This window comes from Paenibacillus sp. PL91, from assembly GCF_012935325.2.
In the GTDB taxonomy this organism is placed as follows: Bacteria; Bacillota; Bacilli; order Paenibacillales; family Paenibacillaceae; genus Pristimantibacillus.
Genome location: NZ_JABBYG020000001.1, coordinates 635,664 through 654,054, shown reverse-complemented (window position 1 = coordinate 654,054; position 18,391 = coordinate 635,664). Strand labels below are relative to the sequence as shown.

The window sequence follows — 18,391 nt, the reverse complement described above, 5'->3', positions numbered from 1 at the left end:
TGTCAAGCTAATTGCAATCATGGCTCTTTTCCCGCAGGCAAAAAAAGAAGCAGTCCTTCAAGGTTAATAACCTTGCTTGACAGCCCCAGCTTTTCTTCCATAATAAAACAGCAGTATTACCGATAAGCCCATTTCATAGAACCAGTACAAAAGTACAAGCACGAATCTATCATTCTCCGTATGATGTTATTAATTCTAATTAAGGGAGATGATTGACTTGCCTAAGAACAATAGCGGCGGTAACAGAAGTGGTGGCAACCGAACTGGCGGTAACCGTACAGGCGGCAACCGGACTGGCGGTAACAGAAGCGGTGGAAATGTTCAACGAATCTTGTCTCAAATTGGAGTCGGTACTCCTGGTATTCGCATTCATTTTGACGGCACTTCCCACACAGGCACTTTCTTAGGATTTAGCAACGGCTCCGTCGTTGTTCTTGACAACGGTATTCCGCGCTATATCAAGGTTTCAGCTGTAACTGGCGTCGATGTTGGCGTATAAGTCATCTCTAAAGGAGTGCCTGCGTAAGGCGCTCTCTACATATGCTTCTTAGCGTGCGTTTGCTGCATCTGCCATAGCGCCTAACTTTAGGACCGTTTTCCAGTTGCGTGCTGTTGCAGGCAATAGCTTCTGAAATTTTTTAGGAAGATTGGAGTCGAGCATGCTTCTGCTGTAAAAGAAATAAATGTCTCTTCCATCCATGCGATATTCGTCATCATTAAGCTCCACATCGGGAAGCTTATCGATCACTTCTTGGTCAGGAGCTTTCTTTAAAAATGTTAGATGAATGCTCTGTCCTTCTTTCAAGTCTTCAAAATCGAATGGGCATTTGTTGATAATGTTCGAAAGCTCTGAGGACGTGCGAAGAATAACAGCGATATTGAATCCGAAGCATTTGCTGATCTCGCTCTCAATTCTCTCCTCCAACAAGCTCTCACCCTCCTCCGATTCGAACATCACATTTCCGCTATTTATGTAGGTTTGCACACGACCGAACCCCATCGCTTCGAACATTTTTTTAAGCTCAGCCATCTTAATCATATTATGGCCGCTCACATTGATCCCCCGCAATAATGCAAAATAAATCGTCATGGCTTTGCTCCCTCTCGTCCTTCAAGGTGATATATTGGAAATCATCCTTATTATAACCTGTACACAAACGAATGTCCTGCGGCGTTATTCGTCAAATCCTCCTATAAAAAGCCACGATCGTTTGACAGCCTTTTTCTCCGAAATGCTATATTCTTGTTTTGTTCCTATGCAAGGCGTCACGGAAATATTCCAATTATTTTTAGAAAGAAAGAGGAGATGGATGATGCTAATTAAAAAGAAAACAGACATTACTTTTATTTTAGAAAACTTTAACTCCTTGGCACAATGGGATGCTTCTGGCGAAAAGTTTTACTTCGTGTTTGCCGATCGCAAACGTGGAGGCCAATGGACGCTCATGAGCTACCCGGAGGATCGTTTCAGTATACATGGGCTTGGGCAGGACTATATGGACGCAGCTGAATATTTTTTTGAGGAGCAAAATCAAATCCATTCTTTTCTATGGGAAAATCGAGCTGCTTTCAATGCTGCTTTAAAACCATCAACGATGTGCAGCTAATTTCTATATGCTCCATTGAAACAGAAAAACACACATCAACGACGTGTGTTTTTGCTGTTTTTTTGCTGTTCTATTCTCACATAGCAGCTGTCCCTCTATAGCTTAGTCTTTGCTGCAGCATGGAAGCCAATTCCTCCGTCGTATCCCATACAAAAGGACGAATCGGATGAGCTTGGACGAGCTGATCATCGACGCCGCTGCGACTCACTGTCCATATGATAGGGATATTTTTGCCAAGCGCATAGCCGGCTGCAAAATAAACCTCTGCAGATTGGTTTGTTAAATCAGCAATAATAAGCTTGCTATCCGATATGTTCGAAATCGAATGATGTTCACGATTATCCTGATCGGATTGAACAAATAAACGCGGCAAATACCCGCATTGCTCGACTCTGGGGAAGATGTTCTCCAGCCATTCGCTGCGCAGCGCACTATCCTCTGGCAGAAGAACGAAGCAGGACTTTAATCTTCGCCCTCCAGCTCTAGCTGCTGCCTCGCTCCACCCTTTCTCCGTCAGCTTAAAGGTCATCCCTTCCCTTACGACGAGCTGTTCCTCTCTCAGCGTCTCAATGATGTAAACGAGCTCCTGCAAATTCGGCGAATAGGTCAAGTTATAGTTTTGCGACAGCGGATGGATGACAACCGGCTCTAACGGCCCATCCGAGCGCCTATATAAATATTGCAGCAGTCGACCCGCCTTTTCTTCGACGGTCACTGGTATTTTCGGAGAATTAACGATCGATTCGATATCATCGCCCGACAGTCTAACCAGCTCGCCGCAATCGCTCTGTTCACGAATATAAGCAGATAAGACCGGGAATTGTTTGCTTTTCTTCTGATACGAAATCGAATTAATGGCATTATAGTTTTCTCTTAACAGACTGTAACCGCCGTCCGGCGCACAGTAACAGCCTAAGTAATGATCATGCTCACCCTTTGCCTCAATTGGCACGATCTCAGAGCAGAACAAGCATCGTTTCTTTTCCATAATCGTAATTCACCCCTATACATGTATCTTTCGCACATCTTAACGGATATGAGGGGCAATGTGCGATTAATATTCTTTAATAAGGGGTGGTAATATTTTCATTGCATGTGCATCGGCTCTCCAAGCGATCACATTTGCTGCAAAAATAAGGGTAAAGCTCTGCATCATGATTAGGCTTAGCATCCACAATCATTTTGAAAAGCACATCGATTTCCCCATGCTGAAGCTGCATATCACGATAAATGTCGCTAAGCGGAGGTGGATTTTGATTGTGAAAAGCGGATAAAGTTATTGGGCCCATCTCCCAGCTGTCTACTTTTTTAGTTCGGCGAGATGCAGGCTGGCTTTCGCTATTTATACGCACAATAATGATAAGAATTAACGATGATACGAGCATAACGGTTCCTGATTTCCAGGAATCTGTTAGTCCGAGTACAAGAACGGAGAAAATAAGAGCTGGAAAAACAAACAGGAGCGAAAAAAGAGCGACAGCAAGCTTCACTAATATTCTCCCTATTTCGTCCATGGCTTACTCCTTTTTCATAAAAATAATCGCTTCAAATCATAATATGCGTCTACAGGTTATCCCTATTTTTAATTTATGCTCATCTGTTTAACGGTGCTGAAACAAAGCAAAGCAGGCCATAGCGTTAACCCGCTGCAGCCTGCTTAATTCCAGAAAATGATAACGCATTTTACCAATCCACGCCCCAAGCCGATTCATAGCCTTTATTGGCGGAAGTCTGCGGCCTGGTTTGTACGCTTGATTCTTTTACTGCTCGATCCGTACCCATAAAGCTTGCAAAATGTTTGCTTTCCTGTCTGCGGATGCGTCTTGCTTCCTTACGCTCTGGGGCCGTTTCATACAATAAACGCTCCTCATCCGATTCCGCAATTACTCCCGGCACTTCCGTCGGCTTGTCGTCTTCGCCTAAAGCGACGAACGTCAAGAAAGAGGTTGCGCAAACTTTGCGTCCGCCTGTCAACAAATCCTCAGTTACGACGCGGACAAATACTTCCATGGACGTTTTATGCGACCAAGTGACGAATGCGTTCAAGCTTACGGCATCGCCTTTTCTGACAGGATAAAGGAAGTCAACCGAGTCGGTTGAAGCCGTAACGACAGGCCGACGAGCGTGCTTCGTTGCGGCAATCGTAGCTACATCATCTATATAAGCCATTAGCTTGCCTCCAAAAATCGTACCGTGATGGTTCGTATCCGGAGGAAGCACGATAGCTTCTTTTATGGTAAGCGAAGCTGAAGCAGGTCTTGTTTGCAAAGGTAAAGCTAATTTTTCCAACATATTCATGGTAACACCTTTTTTCTTTATTAAATTTTTCGATAACGCTAAGTTTACACCCGAATCACATATAGGTAAAATACATATATCGAATAGTTTTCATTCCTTTTCATTATACTTGGTCATTCATTTGCATATAAACGTTTGCTGCCCACACCGAAGGAGGCCCTGATGGATCTTAAACATTTGAATTACTTTGTCGCCGTTGCTGAGGCCGGCAGCTTCACGCAAGCGGCACGCAAGCTGCATGTCACCCAGCCTTCTTTATCCAAGATGGTACGTCTACTCGAGGAAGATCTCGGCGTTCAGCTGATCGACCGTTCCACCAAACAGATCGAATTGACCGATGCCGGCTTGACCATTCTTCGTTCGGCGAAGCACATTATTCAATCATTCGAGCATATGTCCAGCGAGCTCGATGAGGTCGTCAAACTAAAAAAAGGAATGCTCCGACTCGGCATTCCTCCAATGGTAGGCGGTTATTTTTTACCGTCCATTATAGAAAAATTTTTGACCCACTATCCGCAAATTCGCCTGCAGGTCATTGAACAAGGCGGAAAAAGCCTTGAGCAGGATATTTTGCAAGGTGAGCTCGACTTCAGCATGGTCATCCTCCCCGTCAAAGATGTGGAGAAGTATCATGTTCTCCCCTGCATCAATGAAAATCTGCGGCTTGTCGTACATGCCGGGCATAAGCTGGCTTCTCAACCTTCCATCCGAATGGGTCAGCTGGAGCAAGAGCCTTTTATTATGTTTCGCGAGGACTTTACGATCCATCATTTGATTAAGGAGCAATGCGCTGCTGCAGGCTTTGAACCAAAAGTCGTATTCGAAAGCTCCCAGTGGGACTTTATGACGGAAATGGTCGCTGCAAAATACGGCATAACGCTGCTGCCTGAACGAATTTGCCTACAGCTTGATCCAAAACGCTTCGCATCCGTAGCTGTTGTCCAGCCTGCCATTCCATGGCAATTATCGATGATCTGGCGGAAAGACAAGTACTTGAGCTTTGCGTCAAAGGAATGGATTCGTTTCATGGAAACGGAGCTGCTGGAAACAAATCATGATCAGCCAGAATAAAGCTTCTCCAGACTACTTCAACTGACTGCCTTTCCATGAATACAACCTTGCATCTCTGGGTGTCTTGCCCGTTTGAACCTTAACCATTCGTGCAAAGTGATACGTTGATTTGAACCCGCATCTGAACGTAATTTCAGTGATGGATAAACCCGTATGCGTCAATAGCTCAAGCGCCCTGAGCACCCGGTGCTGCCAAAGATATTTAATCGGAGTCGTATGCTCATAGGTGCGAAACAAGCGCACAAGATGCTCTGGAGACACTCCCGCGTGTTTAGCAAGCAAGGTTAAGCTAAGCTCCTCATGATAGGCGGAATGAATGAGGCTCTTCGCCAATAAAACAGACGGATGAACCTCCTCCTGCGCTCTGGCTCGGGATATTCCCGAGATATATAGGAGAATGGCAGACATGCCCAAGCTGCGCAGCACGTCACTATCTGAAGGAAGCTCGTGCTGCAAGGAAAGCATCATGTCCGTCAATCGATTTAGCTCCTCCGAGATAGGCTGAAATAACGGCATTTCCTCGAAGCATGCCTTCTCCTTCTGGGACAGATCATTTACATGAACGGAAATCCAGCGATGCCAAGTCTCGCCCCGGCTGGAGAAAATGAATTGTTCATGATGTTCCGGCTTCAAGAACACGACGGAGCCCGGTGTTATTTGATGGGCTATGCCGTCAATCTCAACGAGCATCTCGCCCGAGTGCAGCAGCACGAGCTGGAGATCATCCTGCACACGCGGGCCATAACGACCCCCAGGCGGATAAATAATCGTACCTGCCCAAGCCGACATGATGCCGTTGAACGAAACTGCACTAGGCGAGCTGCTCATCATTTCATCCTTCCTTTTCCGCAATCATCAATTGCTTTCAGTATATCAGCATTCCAGCGATTTAGCCGGAGCCCTTCTAGATTAATGCGTATTTTTCGCGCAGGTCCTCACGTAGAGTAACAGCGGAATCCTCTCTTATATAATGACAAACATACGAACGGCGCCAGCGCTTTTGGCTGCGGTTTCGATTAGAGGAGTGAATCAACAGCTCATGGAAAAATAGGATATCCCCCTGCTCCATAATGACTGGAATTTGCGCACGAAGATCAATGCCCTCCGTCTCGTCCGTCCATTCCTCATGCTCGTCTAGATTTTTCACTTTGCCATGCGGCAGAAGACCCAGCTTATGCGTACCTGGGATCACCCACAAACAGCCGTTTTCTACGTCTACCTGCTCCTCCATTGCTATCCATGCCGCAACCATCGTCATGGGATCATTTTTAATATAATAATAATCCTGATGTGCGGCTTGGCCGGGCGAGCCAGGCTCCTTATAGAAATACATGCTTTGCACGCATACTGCCTCCTTTCCCATAAGCTGTGCGAGCGTACCGCGAACGAGTGGCAGCTTCATTACTTGCCTGGAGAAGCTGTCATGGTGATGCGGGTTGAACAGCCGTGTCGAGAAACGTGCCTTTTCTGTCGTTCTAGCCCAGTCAGGCGTCTCCTCGAGCGGAGTTGATCTCAGCTCATAAATGTGTCTGTTAAAGGCATCTATCAAATCGTCGCTGCACCCTTTTTTTATTAATATATAGCCGTCTCTTTTGAATTGCTCGAGTTGTTCAATAGATAATGGCCTTAAAAGCTCGCGTTGAACAGTTATCATTATTACAATCCCCTCTTCTGTAAGTGAGTGTGACAGACGTTTAAATAGGACACTGCCATACTTAAATCTTACGTAGGAGAGCCCCTGACGGCAATGACTCTGATTATCAACCTTGTGTCTAAAATTGATATACGATCAGCTATTTTAATTATTATTTTTTTCTTTCTATACCTATAGAAACAAGTGACGGCCAGCAAGTCTTCCTTGCTGGCCGTACTTTGTTGTTGAAATCATTAGCTTGATCGAATAATCCGCTTCTCTTTCGCAGCCTTCAACCAGCTTGGAAACTCATTTAACAGCTGATCATACAAGATTTCATCGGATACTTCGGCAATATCGTCCAAATGAATGAAATTAGCATTATCTACGATTCGCCCTTCCATTTTATCAAGCTGCCTCAGAACCTCAAAATCAGAATGGCCGATGCCAACGAATTGCCAGAAGATAGGTTGAACCGCAGCGTTGAAAATCACCTTCTTGATTGGCTTCACTACGCCGCCGTCATTAATGAAAATAATAAATACGGGAGTTTCACTATCCTCTTCCACCGTATATTTACGGATGACATCCTCCATAACCGGCGGTTCGTTGTTGCGGCTGAACTTATGTATGGCATCGTTGTTCATAATCTGATTTTGGACGTAGTTCCCAAAATCCTGCTCCGTTACCGATGGCAGCCGGCTAAAATGCGTATCGTACACCCATACGTCGAGCGTTCCATTATCATCAAATTTGCTGGCAACAGCCAAAATCCGCTCGACCACTTCCTGAACGGTACCATTTTTGTATAACGGCAGCATGGAGCCCGTTATATCAAGCACGATCCCGACTCTCGCTGTGACATTCGTTAGCTTCTTCTTCTCCAACGTAATTTGAACGAGCTTCTTCCGCAAATCGATTGGAGTTAGGACAGCCTCTTCCACAGCAGCGGCAGCCTCCGACGGATCTGCCTCTATTTCAAGCCCGAAGCTTGTACATAACGCTTCAAGACCGCCAAAAAAGCCGCCGCCGATCGCATTAAACTTCCAATCATCGTTATAGCGATACAGCTCGCCGACCACAACAGCCGTTTCCTTCGTAAATTCAGCACCATAATCGAATCGGAACAATTCATCTCCCGTGCTGTCATTGATAAGCCGAACATATAAGCCAGACACGTCCTGCATAAAAAATCCGTTGCGCTCGCCTTCATGAATCGTGACGGTAAAAGCGATTTTTGAAGTATGCTGCGGCAAACGGTTCAAAGAGATCGTAACTGCTTCCTTATCCAGAGAATTGGCATTCCCTGCATGCGACACAGATCCATCTCGCGCCATCGGATTGCCATAAAAAATAAAATCCTCATCTCTCTCGCAGCGATTTTGATCCGATAATAGAAAGGCAGCCGCATCAATGCTCATTGAGGACTGACTCGTGGTCCAGCCAAAGCGCAGACTAATTGTAGTCAGCGCTCGTCCTTTTGTAACGTCAATCTTTTGTCCTTTTAACAGCAGCATATAGCCAGCCCCATTCATAAGCTCTATTATTGTTATTTGATAGTCTCAGCCCAGATGATTATGAATCTATGTATCTACGAATAGATACCAAAAAAGACTCGCTTCCTACTCCGATATTAATTCAATCCGCATTAGATATCAATGTTGTGCCCAAGACTTGGCTTGACGATCACCAGAGCTACCCAAACAACCCTATCAGCCAAGGGGTCGCGATCAGCGTAACGAAGGCTGTGACCATCATCGCGATGCCAGCAACGGAGCCGGTAACCGCATCATATTCGAGCGCTTTGCTGATGCCGGCAGAATGAGCGCTTGTTCCAAAAAGGACGCCTCGCGCGACTGCGCTTCTAATTCCAAACCATTTGACAATAAGCGGCCCTGCAATCAAGCCAATTAAACCTGTTATTAGCGTCGCGATAGCTGTGATCGTCGGAACACCGCCTATGGAGCCGGATATGGAGATCGCAATCGGTGTTGTAGCCGAACGTGGCGCCAAGCTTTCCCTAATGCTTGCATCTAATCCAAATAAATAAGCTAGACCAGTCGAAGTCACAATGGCGATAATCGCACCAGCGGTGACGCTGACCGCAATTGCCCAACCATTTTTTCTCATAATGTCCATGTGCCGGTATAACGTCATACCGAGCGCTATCGTTGCCGGCTCAACCAGCTTCGTCAGCCATCCTGCTCCTTCCTCATACCTATCAAACGAAACGCCGCTGAGCTGCGTTGCCAGGATGACGACGATAGGCGCAACAAGGAGCGGCGTCAAATACACCTTCGGATAAGCGCGGTACAATTTTTTGGCAGCCATATAAACGGCAACCGTGCCTATTAACCAACATAACGCCTGGCTCATTGGGCCTCTCCGCCCCATTTCCCGGCTATCCGTTCACCGATTAGCCCCGCAAATACCATAACTGCGATGGTGCTAATAAATATCGATAGAAATATGAATATGCCGCTATGCATGACTAAGCTTTTGTAATTTGTAATGCCCACCGCTGCAGGTATAAAAAATAGCAGCATCTCTGCAAGCAGCCATTTTGATCCCAATTCAATCCACTCCATTCGAATTACTTTTAATTGAAGCAAAGTGAATAGAATAATAATGCCCACGATACTGCCCGAAACCGGCAAATGCAGCCATTTTACAATCGCATCCGATAGTCTGGCAAGTAGAATAAATATAACAACCTGTGCTGCTGTTTTTAGCAACGTCTTCATGATGACTCCACCTCTTCCACTACAAAAAGTATACAGAGCGCGACCTCATAGGTAAAATGAATATATCTTATGATTTGCATTCCATTTATCTATGTAAAGGAGTGTCCGAATGGAAATCCGCCATTTGCAATACATTGCTGAAATTGTACGCTGCAGCAGCTTCACCAAAGCGGCCGAAGCGCTGCATATCACACAGCCTACGATTAGTAAAATGATCAAAAATCTAGAAATCGAGCTCAACTTTGAGGTGTTTGATCGCGACGGGAAAACGATTAAGCTGACGGATGCCGGGAAAGCCATATACGATTATGCGGTCCCGATTTTAGCGCTGTTCGATAATTTGCAGGCTGAAATCAATGACCTGACTTATTTGAAGAAAGGCAGTATCCGAATCGGACTGCCTCCGATGGCCGGCTCAAGCTTTTTTCCAAGCGTAATCAAGAGCTTTCAGGTTCGTTATCCAGGCATAGCGATTAAGCTCGTGGAGGACGGTGCTAAGAAGGTAGAAGAGCATGTCGCAGACGGTTCGCTTGATGTAGGCGTTGTGTTGTCGCCGATTGATGAGGAGGTCTTTGACTCGTTCCAGCTTGTGCAGGATCGGTTAAAAGTCGTTCTGCATCCCTCGCATCCGCTTGCTGCAAACAAGCAAATTAAGCTAAACGAGCTGACGCATGAACGATTTATTTTGTTCAACAGCGATTTTGCCCTGCATGACCGCATTATTCATGAGTGCCAAGCGATTGGCTTTGATCCGCATATCGTCTACGAGAGCTCGCAATGGGATTTTATCGGAGAAATGGTCGGAGAAAATTTAGGCATTGCCATGCTGCCGGATCGCATATGCCAGCAGCTTGATGCTGCAAAGGTGAGAACCGTTTCGCTTGTTGATCCCGAGATACCTTGGCACCTTGCCATGGTTTGGAAACGGACGGGCTATCTCTCGCTGGCCACAAGAGAATGGATTTCGTTTAATAAGGAGCGCTTCGCCAAACACTAGCATCCTATTAATATCTTTAATATGGCTAAAGACCCCCTCCTATATATCTAATTCTTTTAAAGAATTCTTTTACAAAAGGACTATTTTATTATAAAATTCTTAATAACGAACGTCCGGTTCGTAATTGGTTTATTGTCGGGGAGGTATTGATGTCATGCCCAAATTCCAAAAAATCTTATGTCTGACTCTGCTGATAGGCGTATGTATGTTCCCGGCTTCCGCATTTGCTTCATCGAATAATGCAGCTTCAGAAAATAAAAAAAGCTTTCTATCCAATATTTTATCCGTGTTTTCAGTGTCAAAGAGCAATAGCAGCAACAATTATAATAACAATCATGTTAATCAGAACAACAATCATTCCAATCAATCGAACAAGCATAAGGTCGATAAAGATTGGGACTCCAAAGGTTGGTTTGACTGGTGGGATGATGATGACTGGTGGGATGACATCTGTTGGTGGGATAAGAACAAGGACGATTCCTATAAGCTTTGGGAACGCTTCTATTGTTATTAATCTGCCATTGGAGAAGCCGTTGGCTAATGCCAGCGGCTTTTTTTATTCTCTTATTTTCGAAAGTAAGAAACGATGAATGAATCGACAACAAAGAAAGCGGCATGCCCATTTAGGCTATACCGCTTTCTTTGCTCGGTACTAAATGACTCGTTCCTTGCCGAATGTACCTTGTTTAATTTTTTTCACGTCATACATATTGACCGATGAATCAAGAATGTATTCTGGGCGCTTCTCGTCCTTTTTGTTCCGGTGACCTGCGAGGTGGACAGGGTCTTTCTCCCAATTTTTCCATGCTTCTTCGGATTCCCAGCGAATCATAATAACGACTTCCTCGGAATCCTTCGCTTTCCGATTGACCATAATGTTTATATCGATTAGTCCTTCCATGCCGTCGATATGGCCCTCTTGCCCAAAATTTTCGACTACCTGCTGAGAATTACCCTTTTCCACTACGATTGATCGCAATTGAATGAACACAGTAATGCCTCCTATTATTGTTACTTATTTCCTCCTCACTATAACGATAACGATTATCATTGTCAAGAAAGACTAATACTAGTCTAGTCGATAGGCTTTGCATTGCAATCTTACACCTAAGACAGCCACCCAATCGTCAAAGGCACGCATCATTCGTCCCGTGCGTTTCTCATTCTTATAGCCGCGGTAATCCTTTAATAATGGAACAAGCCAGCTGCTGAGCGGCGATGCTGCATTTCCAATGGAATAACGGACCAAGCAGCCTTTAGCATGCGGACTAAGCTCATAATCATTGCGGTACCACCAGCCTCCAAAGACGGTAAAATGCCCGTTTGCAGCATCGATATCCATATATGCGATTCGAATGGCTGCTGACTCATCGCCTGTATAAATCGTAAATAGCTGAGGGCCTCCTTTTACCTGCAAAGCCCCTTCGCTTCCGCTAGCACCAGTCAAGAGAAGCGGCAAATGACTTGCCGTTATCCGACCTGTAGGCATCGTAGATAAATAGCTGACAACCTCGTCATATGGTTTTTCAATTATTCCTGTGTAACCTATTATTTCTTTCAATACGGTAGCCCCCCATGCATATATGTATCTTCATTCTGACAGATATGCTTAAGCTTACACTCGCACCTCAGCTCGATTTTCTCTCCGTCTAGAGACTGAGCTATTCAATAATGAAAGAACCGCCCGAGCAATAGCTCTGACGGTTCATCCTAAACGATTAATGTTTTCTCTTGTAGTAGGTAATGGCGAGCGCAAGCGCAAGTACAGAACCCTTCACGATATCCATCGCGTAATAGGGAACGGACAGCATAATAAGGCCATTTGATAAAATGCCGATCAATACAGCCCCTGCAAAAGTACCGAATGCATTTGGCTTGCCTGCGCCGAGAACAGAATAGCCGATAAATGCAGCCGCTACCGCATCCATTAAATAAGGTCCGCCGGCATTTACTTCAGCGTTCATGACTCGCGCGCCAAGGATGATACCGCCAATTGCGGCAAATAAAGCGGAAATTAAATAGGCGAACAGCCGATATCTGCTAACCGCGATGCCCGACAGCTTAGCTGCTTCCTGATTGCCGCCTATCATGTACATATAACGCCCATGCTTCGTGTAAGTGAGAAAGAGATGAACGGCAGCTACGATGACCAGCATGATGATGATAATCCAAGGAACTTGTCCAAGCTTGCTGAACAGCTTTGGAATCTGGCCAGTGGCGAAATCGCCGCTTGGCAGCACCATATTTTGCGAGATGGTTGCGCCTCTTGTGTAGGTGAGCGCAACTCCTTGAAACACGAACATCGTAGCAAGCGTCATTAGCATATCTTGAATTTTAAAATTAATGACAAGAAAGGCGTTTATAACCCCGACAATGAGGCAAAACACTATAGTGACTGCGATACCTAGACCAAAGCTTTGCCCATGCCATACGTACATAGAAATTACTAGAGCATTCGCTAGCGAAGCAACAGAGCCTACCGAAAGGTCGAAGCCGCCAACCGATAAGGAAACGGTAAGTCCTATGGCAATAATCGTAACGATCGATATCGAACGCAAAATGTTAATGATATTTGCGGTACTTAGAAAATTGTCCGTTGCCGTGCCAAAATACACGACCAACAGCAGTATGGTAATCAATGTGCCATACTTGTACAAAAAATCAACAAATTGAAACGTTTTTTTGTTCCGAATTGAATCGGCAGCATTCATGTTAACAAGCCTCCAGTGCTATAAAGCAAAATCTCTTCTTCATCGGTGCTGCGCGTCTCAAGCTCCTTGATAACGACGCCGTCATACATGACATAAATGCGATCCGTAATGCCGATCATCTCGGTCATCTCGCTGGATGCATACAAAATACATTTCCCGCGACTCGCAAGCTCAGCGACAAGCTCATAGATGTCCCGCTTTGCGCCTACATCGACACCCTTTGTAGGCTCGTCAAATAAATACACATCCGCATCAGCAAGCAGCCATTTACCGATAGCAACCTTTTGCTGGTTCCCGCCGGACAAATTTTTTACTTTCGCTTGCTCGCTAGGTGTTTTGATGCCAAGGCTTTTAATGATTTCGCCTGCAGCTTTCTTTTCCTTCGCCTTGCTCAGCCATGAGCCCCATCTTGTAAAGCGCGATAATACGGCGGCAGTCAAGTTGTCACTTACAGACTCCTCGACAAAGACGCCTTCCCGTCTCCTCTCTTCCGGAACGAGGGCGATACCGTTCTTCACGGCTTGGTAAGGTGAGTTTACCCTCACTAATCTCTTATTGAAGTAAAGTTCCCCTGAGGAGTCAGGAGCTGCTCCAAACAAAGCGCGGCAAAGCTCTGTTTTGCCGGCGCCAACCAAACCGGCGAGTCCGACTATTTCCCCCTTGCGGATATGTATATCTACACCGTTTACTTTATCGCGATCACGAATGCCCTTCGCTTCAAACCACTTCTCGCCAATCGTGATGGATGATTTAGGGAATTGTCCTTCCATCTTCTCCCCGAGCATATATTCGACTACTTTATGCTGACCGACATTAGCCAGCTGCTCCCGTATGACGAGCTGTCCATCCCTCATTATCGTAATATCGTCACAAATCTCGTAAAGCTCCGGCAAACGATGAGAGATAAAGATGATGCCAACGCCCTCCGACTTTAATAGCCGAATCAGATTGAATAGCTGCTCCGTCTCGCTATGACTTAGAGGAGCCGTCGGCTCGTCAAGCACGAGAAAGCGGCATTGCTTCGAAACAGAACGGGCGATCAGCACCATTTGCTTCTCGGCAAGCGTAAGGTCTTGAACGAGCTTCCTCGTAGGTACCTTCACATTCATCCGCTCTAAAATGCGCTGCGCTGATTGATGCAGCTGCTTCCAATGAATAAGCTGCCTGCTTCCCATGTCATGCACCGTATGCTCCAGCATAATATTTTCGCCAACGGACAGGTTCGGGATTAGTGCCGTATCTACCTCTTGATAAACGACCTGAATGCCGTTATCCTTGGCGTCCTTCGGCGTACGGATTCGAACCTCCTTGCCATCGATCGAGATGCTTCCCGTATAATGATCATGCGCGCCGGCAAGCACCTTCATGAGCGTGGACTTCCCAGCGCCGTTTGCCCCGATCAACGCATGCGCCCTGCCGGCTGCAGTATGAAAATCAACATGGGCCAATGCCTTTACGCCTGGAAAGGAGATCGATATCCGTTTCATTTCCAGCAAGCTTGCTTTCGAGTCTATCAACAGACCCACCTTCCTCTCCAAACAGGATAGAGCGCCCTTATCCGGATGGATAAGGGCGCTATTATTAAAATCTATTATACCATTATTTATGAATTATTTGCCGTTTGCGCTTTTTAAAGATTTCATCCAATCCTCTTCAAACGCATCCGTAGTGCCCCAGCCAGGAATAATGTCTGCCAAGCTAACCATGTTGACCGACTCGCTCGATTTTTTCAAATCCTCTTGACCGATGAGTGCAGCTTCCAAGTTGTAGGTGGCAGGCGTTTCTTCGCCAGCGATTTTTTTGGCAAGCAGCCTTACGTTTACCGCGCCAATCATTTTTGGATCAACAGCCGCTGTAGCTGCCCATGGGCTGTTCTCTTCTTGCATAACTTGCAAATCAGCATTCGAAACGTCAATGCCGTAAATTTTAATTTCCGTGCGTCCCGCTTCAATCAGCGCTCTAGCAGCACCGATTGCAAATGCGTCCCAAGTTGCAAAAATCGCATCAATTTCGCCTTTTGGATGCTTGGTCAGCATGGCAGCAACCGCATTTTGCGTTTCAACCGACGTATTCTCATTCGCTACGCCAAAGCGTTCGATTTCCTTGATGCCTGGGTATTTCGAAAGCGTATCTTGGTAAACCTTATTGCGACGAACCATCGGCGGGAAACCGTCTACCCACAGATATACGATTTTTGCTTCTTCGCCCTTCTCTTTCACCAGCTGATCGAGCGAAAATTGCGCAAGCGCCTCATCGTCTTGCGACGTCAACGTCACGCCAGGAATAGTGGATAATTCGGCTACGGAGTCGAAAGCGACAACGGGAATGCCTTTGTCCGCCAGCTTCTGAACGGCCTCAACCGTTGCCGGATCGTCACCGTGAGAGATGACGACGCCGTCATAATCGCTGTCTGTCGCTTGTGCGATCGCATCATGGAATTTCGCGGTATCGCCGCCCGCGGAGAACGTATCGACTTTAAAGCCAAGCGATTCGCCCTCTTGCTTCGCGCCGGCTATAAATTGCGCCGTATGGTCATCTCCGCCAATTTTACGGATAACCATCAATTTAATTTCATCCTTGGCCGCAATAGCAGCTGGAAGATTTTCGATGTTTTTGGAACCTGCATTGCTGCTTACGTTATTTGAGCTTCCGCCCGAGTTTCCATTTTTCGCTTGTCCGCATCCTGTCGCAATCATCGCAATTGCAAGTAACACGCCGAAAACGATGCGTAATTTCTTCTGGTACATTTCCAATTCTCCCCTTATGTAAAATGATGACTGTTATCTTAAGTAATCCTATAGGATATTCGTACTAACGTCAATATAAAGATACCGACTTACATCCAAAAAAATGATAATATATAAAGGGACAAACAGAAAGGCGGGGATTATATGGTACATAGCTTCATTATTGAGCCAATAACGTACATTGCCTTCGAAAACGAAGCAGAGCAAATAGAAAAGTGCAAGGAATGGAGCTTGCTGTCGGACAAGGCATCGAAGACCAAAGCTTTTTTCTACAAGGGGAACGGCATGAACCTGCCCTGCAGCATTATAGGTTATGTCGATAAGATGACTGCCGTTATCGCATTCGACAACGAGCAAAAGCATTGCATCCATCCTTCCTATCTTAAGGAAATGCAGGCATCGAACTATGGTCAGAAGAACGCGGCAACGGCAGCAGAGGAGACTCCGGGTACAGAGCTTGTAGAGCAAGCAGCAATTGAGAGCAGCAATGCAGAGCCCCATTTGCCGGAAACAGAATTAGAGCCTCAGCCGGAAACGGCTTCACCTGGGGAAGAAGCAGAGCACCAAGCCCCTGAACCAGAGCCAGCTGCTCCTCCAAAAGGGAAAGCAAAGAAAGAAAAGACGCCAAAGCTGCAGCTTCCGGAGGAAAAGGTCAAAATGTCTGCTACGGTCAAAGAATTTACGACTGTGCCGAACAATTTCTCTGATACCGAGGATGAAGTGGTCATCTATGAAGCGGTTTCCATCGTCGATCCGGCCATCGAAGTCGGGGAAGCTTGGTCCAGCCATAGCGCCACGCTCAAAAAATTCGAGCTTGAAATTGGGGATACGATCCATTTTGAAGGTAAAATTGTAACGAAGAAGCTCACGAAGCATCCCATTCCTTACAAAATTAACAATCCAGCAAAAATACAAAAAGAAACATCCGAATCGTAAACAGAAAGAGGCTGCTGCATTAAACCTTTCCATTGGTTTAATGCAGCAGCCTCTTATTTTATCGTTGGATCAGACTTGATGCATATTAACGAATTCGGTAGCTAAGATCGTTCCAACGAAGCTCATTGCGTATGCCGCGAACCGTCGATTGCTTATCGATGACAACGGTTTCGATGCCAACTTGATCAGCCCAGTCCACTAGCTGCTCAGTCGTTACAACGTATGAGAATACGGTGTGGTGAGCGCCGCCGGCATAGATCCAGCTTTCAGCAGCATCGCGAAGCGACGGCTCCGGCTTCCATAATACACGAGCAACGGGAAGCTTCGGCATATCGTGAGTTGGTTTAACGGCATCTACTTGGTTAATAATCAAGCGGAAGCGGTTGCCTAGATCAATAAGCGAAGCGTTAAGCGCTGAACCGGAGCGTCCGTCGAAAACGATACGCGCTGGATCGGCCTTGCCGCCAATGCCAAGCGGGTGAACTTCGATTTTTGGACGGCTGTCCGCTATCGTAGGACATACCTCAAGCATGTGCGAGCCAAGAACCAGCTCATTGCCTTCCTCTAGGTGATACGTGTAGTCCTCCATGAAGGAAGTGCCTTTGTTGTTCGCAATCAGCTTCATTAGACGGGTAAGCGCGGATGTTTTCCAATCGCCTTCGCCGCCGAAGCCATAGCCTTGCTCCATCAAGCGTTGGACCGCAAGACCTGGAAGCTGCTTCATGCCGTGCAGATCTTCAAAGGAAGTTGTAAATGCGGAGAATCCGCCCTCTTGCAGAAATCCTTTAAGGCCAAGCTCAATACGAGCTTGTTCGCCGATTGATGCCCAAGACGCTGCATTGCCGCGCGTCTCCGATGAAATGTCGTACTGATCACTGTACTCTTCCAGAAGCTGCTTCACTTCTGCATCCGAAACCTCGTTCATGCGGGCAACGAGATCGCCAATGCCGTAGCCGTTGATCGACCAGCCGAATTTAATTTGCGCTTCAACCTTATCGCCTTCGGTTACGGAAACTTGACGCATGTTATCGCCGAAGCGAGCTACTTTCAAATGGCGCCCTTCGTTTACGGCAATAGCCGTACCCATCCAGCTTGCTATACGCGAGCGGGTAACGCCGTCTTCCCAGTGGCCCGTTACTACTTTGCGTTCAAGGCCAAGGCGGGAGAAAATATGGCCATACTCACGGTCGCCATGCGCCGATTGATTCGTGTTCATGAAGTCCATATCAATCGTATCCCACGGAATATCGCGATTAAATTGCGTATGAAGGTGAAGCAGCGGCTTGCGAAGCTCCGATAAGCCATGAATCCACATTTTTGCCGGCGAAAAGGTATGCATCCATGTAATAAGACCTGCACAGCTCTCGTCCGCTTTTGCTTCTATACAAAGCTTGTAAATTTCTTCAGGAGTTGTTACTACAGGTTTAAATACAATCTCGGAGGTGAAAATAGAATCTTCATTCAACGCCGCCGTAATGATACGTGAATGCTGTGCGACTTCCTCTAGTGTTTCTGGCCCGTACAAGTGTTGACTGCCGGTAACAAACCAAAATTGATAAGGCTTAACTTGTAACATTGGATTGGTTCCTCCTTATGATTCCTCATAAATGCATGAAGCTCACGCATTAACTTGTACGGACATTAGTG

Annotated in this window: 21 protein-coding genes and 1 pseudogene; 6 read left to right on the top strand and 16 right to left on the bottom strand. The window is 46.2% G+C overall.

Going from position 1 to position 18,391, the window contains the following annotated elements; genetic code table 11:
- Positions 1 to 217: 217 nt before the first annotated feature.
- Positions 218 to 499 carry a hypothetical protein gene (locus HI950_RS03130; protein WP_169081283.1) on the top strand — a complete coding sequence of 94 codons (282 nt, stop codon included), beginning with the start codon at positions 218 to 220 and terminating at the stop codon, positions 497 to 499.
- A gap of 48 nt (positions 500 to 547) precedes the next feature.
- On the opposite strand, the gene HI950_RS03125 is transcribed toward HI950_RS03130, so the two are convergent.
- A complete protein-coding gene (locus tag HI950_RS03125; protein ID WP_169081635.1) occupies positions 548 to 1,090 on the bottom strand; it encodes a DUF1697 domain-containing protein in 543 nt (180 codons plus the stop codon).
- Between the two features lie 220 nt (positions 1,091 to 1,310).
- Between HI950_RS03125 and HI950_RS03120 the strand changes: the two genes are divergently transcribed.
- Positions 1,311 to 1,607, top strand: a complete 297-nt coding sequence (locus HI950_RS03120) for a hypothetical protein (RefSeq protein ID WP_187768018.1) — start codon at positions 1,311 to 1,313, stop codon at positions 1,605 to 1,607.
- Between the two features lie 76 nt (positions 1,608 to 1,683).
- Here HI950_RS03120 and HI950_RS03115 read toward each other — a convergent pair whose 3' ends face one another.
- The 3 genes from HI950_RS03115 to HI950_RS03105 all read right to left on the bottom strand — a co-directional run bounded on the left by HI950_RS03115 (position 1,684) and on the right by HI950_RS03105 (position 3,899).
- The gene (locus tag HI950_RS03115; RefSeq protein WP_169081637.1) at positions 1,684 to 2,595 is read right to left on the bottom strand and encodes a hypothetical protein; all 912 of its coding nucleotides are present in this window, start codon (positions 2,593 to 2,595) and stop codon (positions 1,684 to 1,686) included.
- A 76-nt stretch (positions 2,596 to 2,671) separates the two neighbouring features.
- Entirely contained in the window at positions 2,672 to 3,121 is a 450-nt protein-coding gene (locus HI950_RS03110; RefSeq protein WP_169081638.1) for a hypothetical protein, read from the bottom strand.
- Positions 3,122 to 3,290: 169 nt separating this feature from the next.
- Positions 3,291 to 3,899 carry an acyl-CoA thioesterase gene (locus tag HI950_RS03105; protein ID WP_187768017.1) on the bottom strand — a complete coding sequence of 203 codons (609 nt, stop codon included), beginning with the start codon at positions 3,897 to 3,899 and terminating at the stop codon, positions 3,291 to 3,293.
- Positions 3,900 to 4,067: 168 nt separating this feature from the next.
- On the opposite strand from HI950_RS03105, the gene HI950_RS03100 reads away from it, so the two are divergent.
- Positions 4,068 to 4,976: a LysR family transcriptional regulator gene (locus HI950_RS03100; RefSeq protein ID WP_223285081.1), complete on the top strand. Its 909-nt coding sequence runs from the start codon at positions 4,068 to 4,070 to the stop codon at positions 4,974 to 4,976.
- A 12-nt stretch (positions 4,977 to 4,988) separates the two neighbouring features.
- Here the strand turns inward: HI950_RS03100 and HI950_RS03095 are convergent, their stop codons facing one another.
- The 6 genes and pseudogenes from HI950_RS03095 to HI950_RS03075 form a co-directional block, all read right to left on the bottom strand.
- The gene (locus tag HI950_RS03095) at positions 4,989 to 5,807 is read right to left on the bottom strand and encodes an AraC family transcriptional regulator (RefSeq protein WP_169081640.1); all 819 of its coding nucleotides are present in this window, start codon (positions 5,805 to 5,807) and stop codon (positions 4,989 to 4,991) included.
- Positions 5,808 to 5,880: 73 nt separating this feature from the next.
- A complete protein-coding gene (locus HI950_RS03090; protein ID WP_187768016.1) occupies positions 5,881 to 6,630 on the bottom strand; it encodes a phytanoyl-CoA dioxygenase family protein in 750 nt (249 codons plus the stop codon).
- Between the two features lie 233 nt (positions 6,631 to 6,863).
- Positions 6,864 to 7,586: a vWA domain-containing protein gene (locus tag HI950_RS35560; RefSeq protein WP_317618300.1), complete on the bottom strand. Its 723-nt coding sequence runs from the start codon at positions 7,584 to 7,586 to the stop codon at positions 6,864 to 6,866.
- A 21-nt stretch (positions 7,587 to 7,607) separates the two neighbouring features.
- A pseudogene (locus HI950_RS35555) lies at positions 7,608 to 8,126 on the bottom strand (TerD family protein); the annotation flags it as partial.
- A 178-nt stretch (positions 8,127 to 8,304) separates the two neighbouring features.
- Complete coding sequence (locus tag HI950_RS03080) at positions 8,305 to 8,985, bottom strand: LrgB family protein (RefSeq protein ID WP_169081642.1); 681 nt, start codon at positions 8,983 to 8,985, stop codon at positions 8,305 to 8,307.
- Positions 8,982 to 9,353, bottom strand: a complete 372-nt coding sequence (locus HI950_RS03075; protein ID WP_169081643.1) for a CidA/LrgA family protein — start codon at positions 9,351 to 9,353, stop codon at positions 8,982 to 8,984. The genes HI950_RS03080 and HI950_RS03075 overlap by 4 nt, the downstream gene beginning before the upstream one ends.
- 109 nt (positions 9,354 to 9,462) lie before the next feature.
- Here HI950_RS03075 and HI950_RS03070 point away from each other — a divergent pair, with 109 nt between their 5' ends.
- The gene (locus HI950_RS03070) at positions 9,463 to 10,350 is read left to right on the top strand and encodes a LysR family transcriptional regulator (RefSeq protein ID WP_169081644.1); all 888 of its coding nucleotides are present in this window, start codon (positions 9,463 to 9,465) and stop codon (positions 10,348 to 10,350) included.
- 154 nt (positions 10,351 to 10,504) lie between these two features.
- Positions 10,505 to 10,864 carry a hypothetical protein gene (locus HI950_RS03065; RefSeq protein WP_169081645.1) on the top strand — a complete coding sequence of 120 codons (360 nt, stop codon included), beginning with the start codon at positions 10,505 to 10,507 and terminating at the stop codon, positions 10,862 to 10,864.
- Positions 10,865 to 11,002: 138 nt separating this feature from the next.
- On the opposite strand, the gene HI950_RS03060 is transcribed toward HI950_RS03065, so the two are convergent.
- The 5 genes from HI950_RS03060 to HI950_RS03040 form a co-directional block, all read right to left on the bottom strand.
- Positions 11,003 to 11,341: an antibiotic biosynthesis monooxygenase gene (locus tag HI950_RS03060; RefSeq protein ID WP_169081646.1), complete on the bottom strand. Its 339-nt coding sequence runs from the start codon at positions 11,339 to 11,341 to the stop codon at positions 11,003 to 11,005.
- Between the two features lie 78 nt (positions 11,342 to 11,419).
- Complete coding sequence (locus tag HI950_RS03055) at positions 11,420 to 11,911, bottom strand: hypothetical protein (protein ID WP_169081647.1); 492 nt, start codon at positions 11,909 to 11,911, stop codon at positions 11,420 to 11,422.
- Positions 11,912 to 12,068: 157 nt separating this feature from the next.
- Positions 12,069 to 13,061 carry an ABC transporter permease gene (locus HI950_RS03050; protein WP_169081648.1) on the bottom strand — a complete coding sequence of 331 codons (993 nt, stop codon included), beginning with the start codon at positions 13,059 to 13,061 and terminating at the stop codon, positions 12,069 to 12,071.
- Complete coding sequence (locus tag HI950_RS03045) at positions 13,058 to 14,548, bottom strand: sugar ABC transporter ATP-binding protein (protein ID WP_169082216.1); 1,491 nt, start codon at positions 14,546 to 14,548, stop codon at positions 13,058 to 13,060. The genes HI950_RS03050 and HI950_RS03045 overlap by 4 nt, the downstream gene beginning before the upstream one ends.
- 123 nt (positions 14,549 to 14,671) lie before the next feature.
- The gene (locus HI950_RS03040; protein ID WP_169081649.1) at positions 14,672 to 15,808 is read right to left on the bottom strand and encodes a sugar ABC transporter substrate-binding protein; all 1,137 of its coding nucleotides are present in this window, start codon (positions 15,806 to 15,808) and stop codon (positions 14,672 to 14,674) included.
- A gap of 144 nt (positions 15,809 to 15,952) precedes the next feature.
- Between HI950_RS03040 and HI950_RS03035 the strand changes: the two genes are divergently transcribed.
- Positions 15,953 to 16,744, top strand: coding sequence for a hypothetical protein (locus tag HI950_RS03035; protein ID WP_169081650.1), 792 nt, complete (start codon positions 15,953 to 15,955; stop codon positions 16,742 to 16,744).
- A gap of 85 nt (positions 16,745 to 16,829) precedes the next feature.
- Here the strand turns inward: HI950_RS03035 and araA are convergent, their stop codons facing one another.
- Positions 16,830 to 18,320, bottom strand: coding sequence for an L-arabinose isomerase (araA, locus tag HI950_RS03030; protein WP_169081651.1), 1,491 nt, complete (start codon positions 18,318 to 18,320; stop codon positions 16,830 to 16,832).
- Positions 18,321 to 18,391 lie beyond the last annotated feature (71 nt).

Coding starts and splice junctions, on each gene's coding strand:
- HI950_RS03125 (WP_169081635.1), bottom strand. CDS start 1,090: ATGACGATTTATTTTGCATTATTGCGGGGGATCAATGTGAGCGGCCAT.
- HI950_RS03120 (WP_187768018.1), top strand. CDS start 1,311: ATGATGCTAATTAAAAAGAAAACAGACATTACTTTTATTTTAGAAAAC.
- HI950_RS03115 (WP_169081637.1), bottom strand. CDS start 2,595: ATGGAAAAGAAACGATGCTTGTTCTGCTCTGAGATCGTGCCAATTGAG.
- HI950_RS03110 (WP_169081638.1), bottom strand. CDS start 3,121: ATGGACGAAATAGGGAGAATATTAGTGAAGCTTGCTGTCGCTCTTTTT.
- HI950_RS03105 (WP_187768017.1), bottom strand. CDS start 3,899: ATGTTGGAAAAATTAGCTTTACCTTTGCAAACAAGACCTGCTTCAGCT.
- HI950_RS03100 (WP_223285081.1), top strand. CDS start 4,068: ATGGATCTTAAACATTTGAATTACTTTGTCGCCGTTGCTGAGGCCGGC.
- HI950_RS03095 (WP_169081640.1), bottom strand. CDS start 5,807: ATGATGAGCAGCTCGCCTAGTGCAGTTTCGTTCAACGGCATCATGTCG.
- HI950_RS03090 (WP_187768016.1), bottom strand. CDS start 6,630: ATGATAACTGTTCAACGCGAGCTTTTAAGGCCATTATCTATTGAACAA.
- HI950_RS03080 (WP_169081642.1), bottom strand. CDS start 8,985: ATGAGCCAGGCGTTATGTTGGTTAATAGGCACGGTTGCCGTTTATATG.
- HI950_RS03075 (WP_169081643.1), bottom strand. CDS start 9,353: ATGAAGACGTTGCTAAAAACAGCAGCACAGGTTGTTATATTTATTCTA.
- HI950_RS03070 (WP_169081644.1), top strand. CDS start 9,463: ATGGAAATCCGCCATTTGCAATACATTGCTGAAATTGTACGCTGCAGC.
- HI950_RS03065 (WP_169081645.1), top strand. CDS start 10,505: ATGCCCAAATTCCAAAAAATCTTATGTCTGACTCTGCTGATAGGCGTA.
- HI950_RS03050 (WP_169081648.1), bottom strand. CDS start 13,061: ATGAATGCTGCCGATTCAATTCGGAACAAAAAAACGTTTCAATTTGTT.
- HI950_RS03045 (WP_169082216.1), bottom strand. CDS start 14,548: ATGAAACGGATATCGATCTCCTTTCCAGGCGTAAAGGCATTGGCCCAT.
- HI950_RS03040 (WP_169081649.1), bottom strand. CDS start 15,808: ATGTACCAGAAGAAATTACGCATCGTTTTCGGCGTGTTACTTGCAATT.
- HI950_RS03035 (WP_169081650.1), top strand. CDS start 15,953: ATGGTACATAGCTTCATTATTGAGCCAATAACGTACATTGCCTTCGAA.
- araA (WP_169081651.1), bottom strand. CDS start 18,320: ATGTTACAAGTTAAGCCTTATCAATTTTGGTTTGTTACCGGCAGTCAA.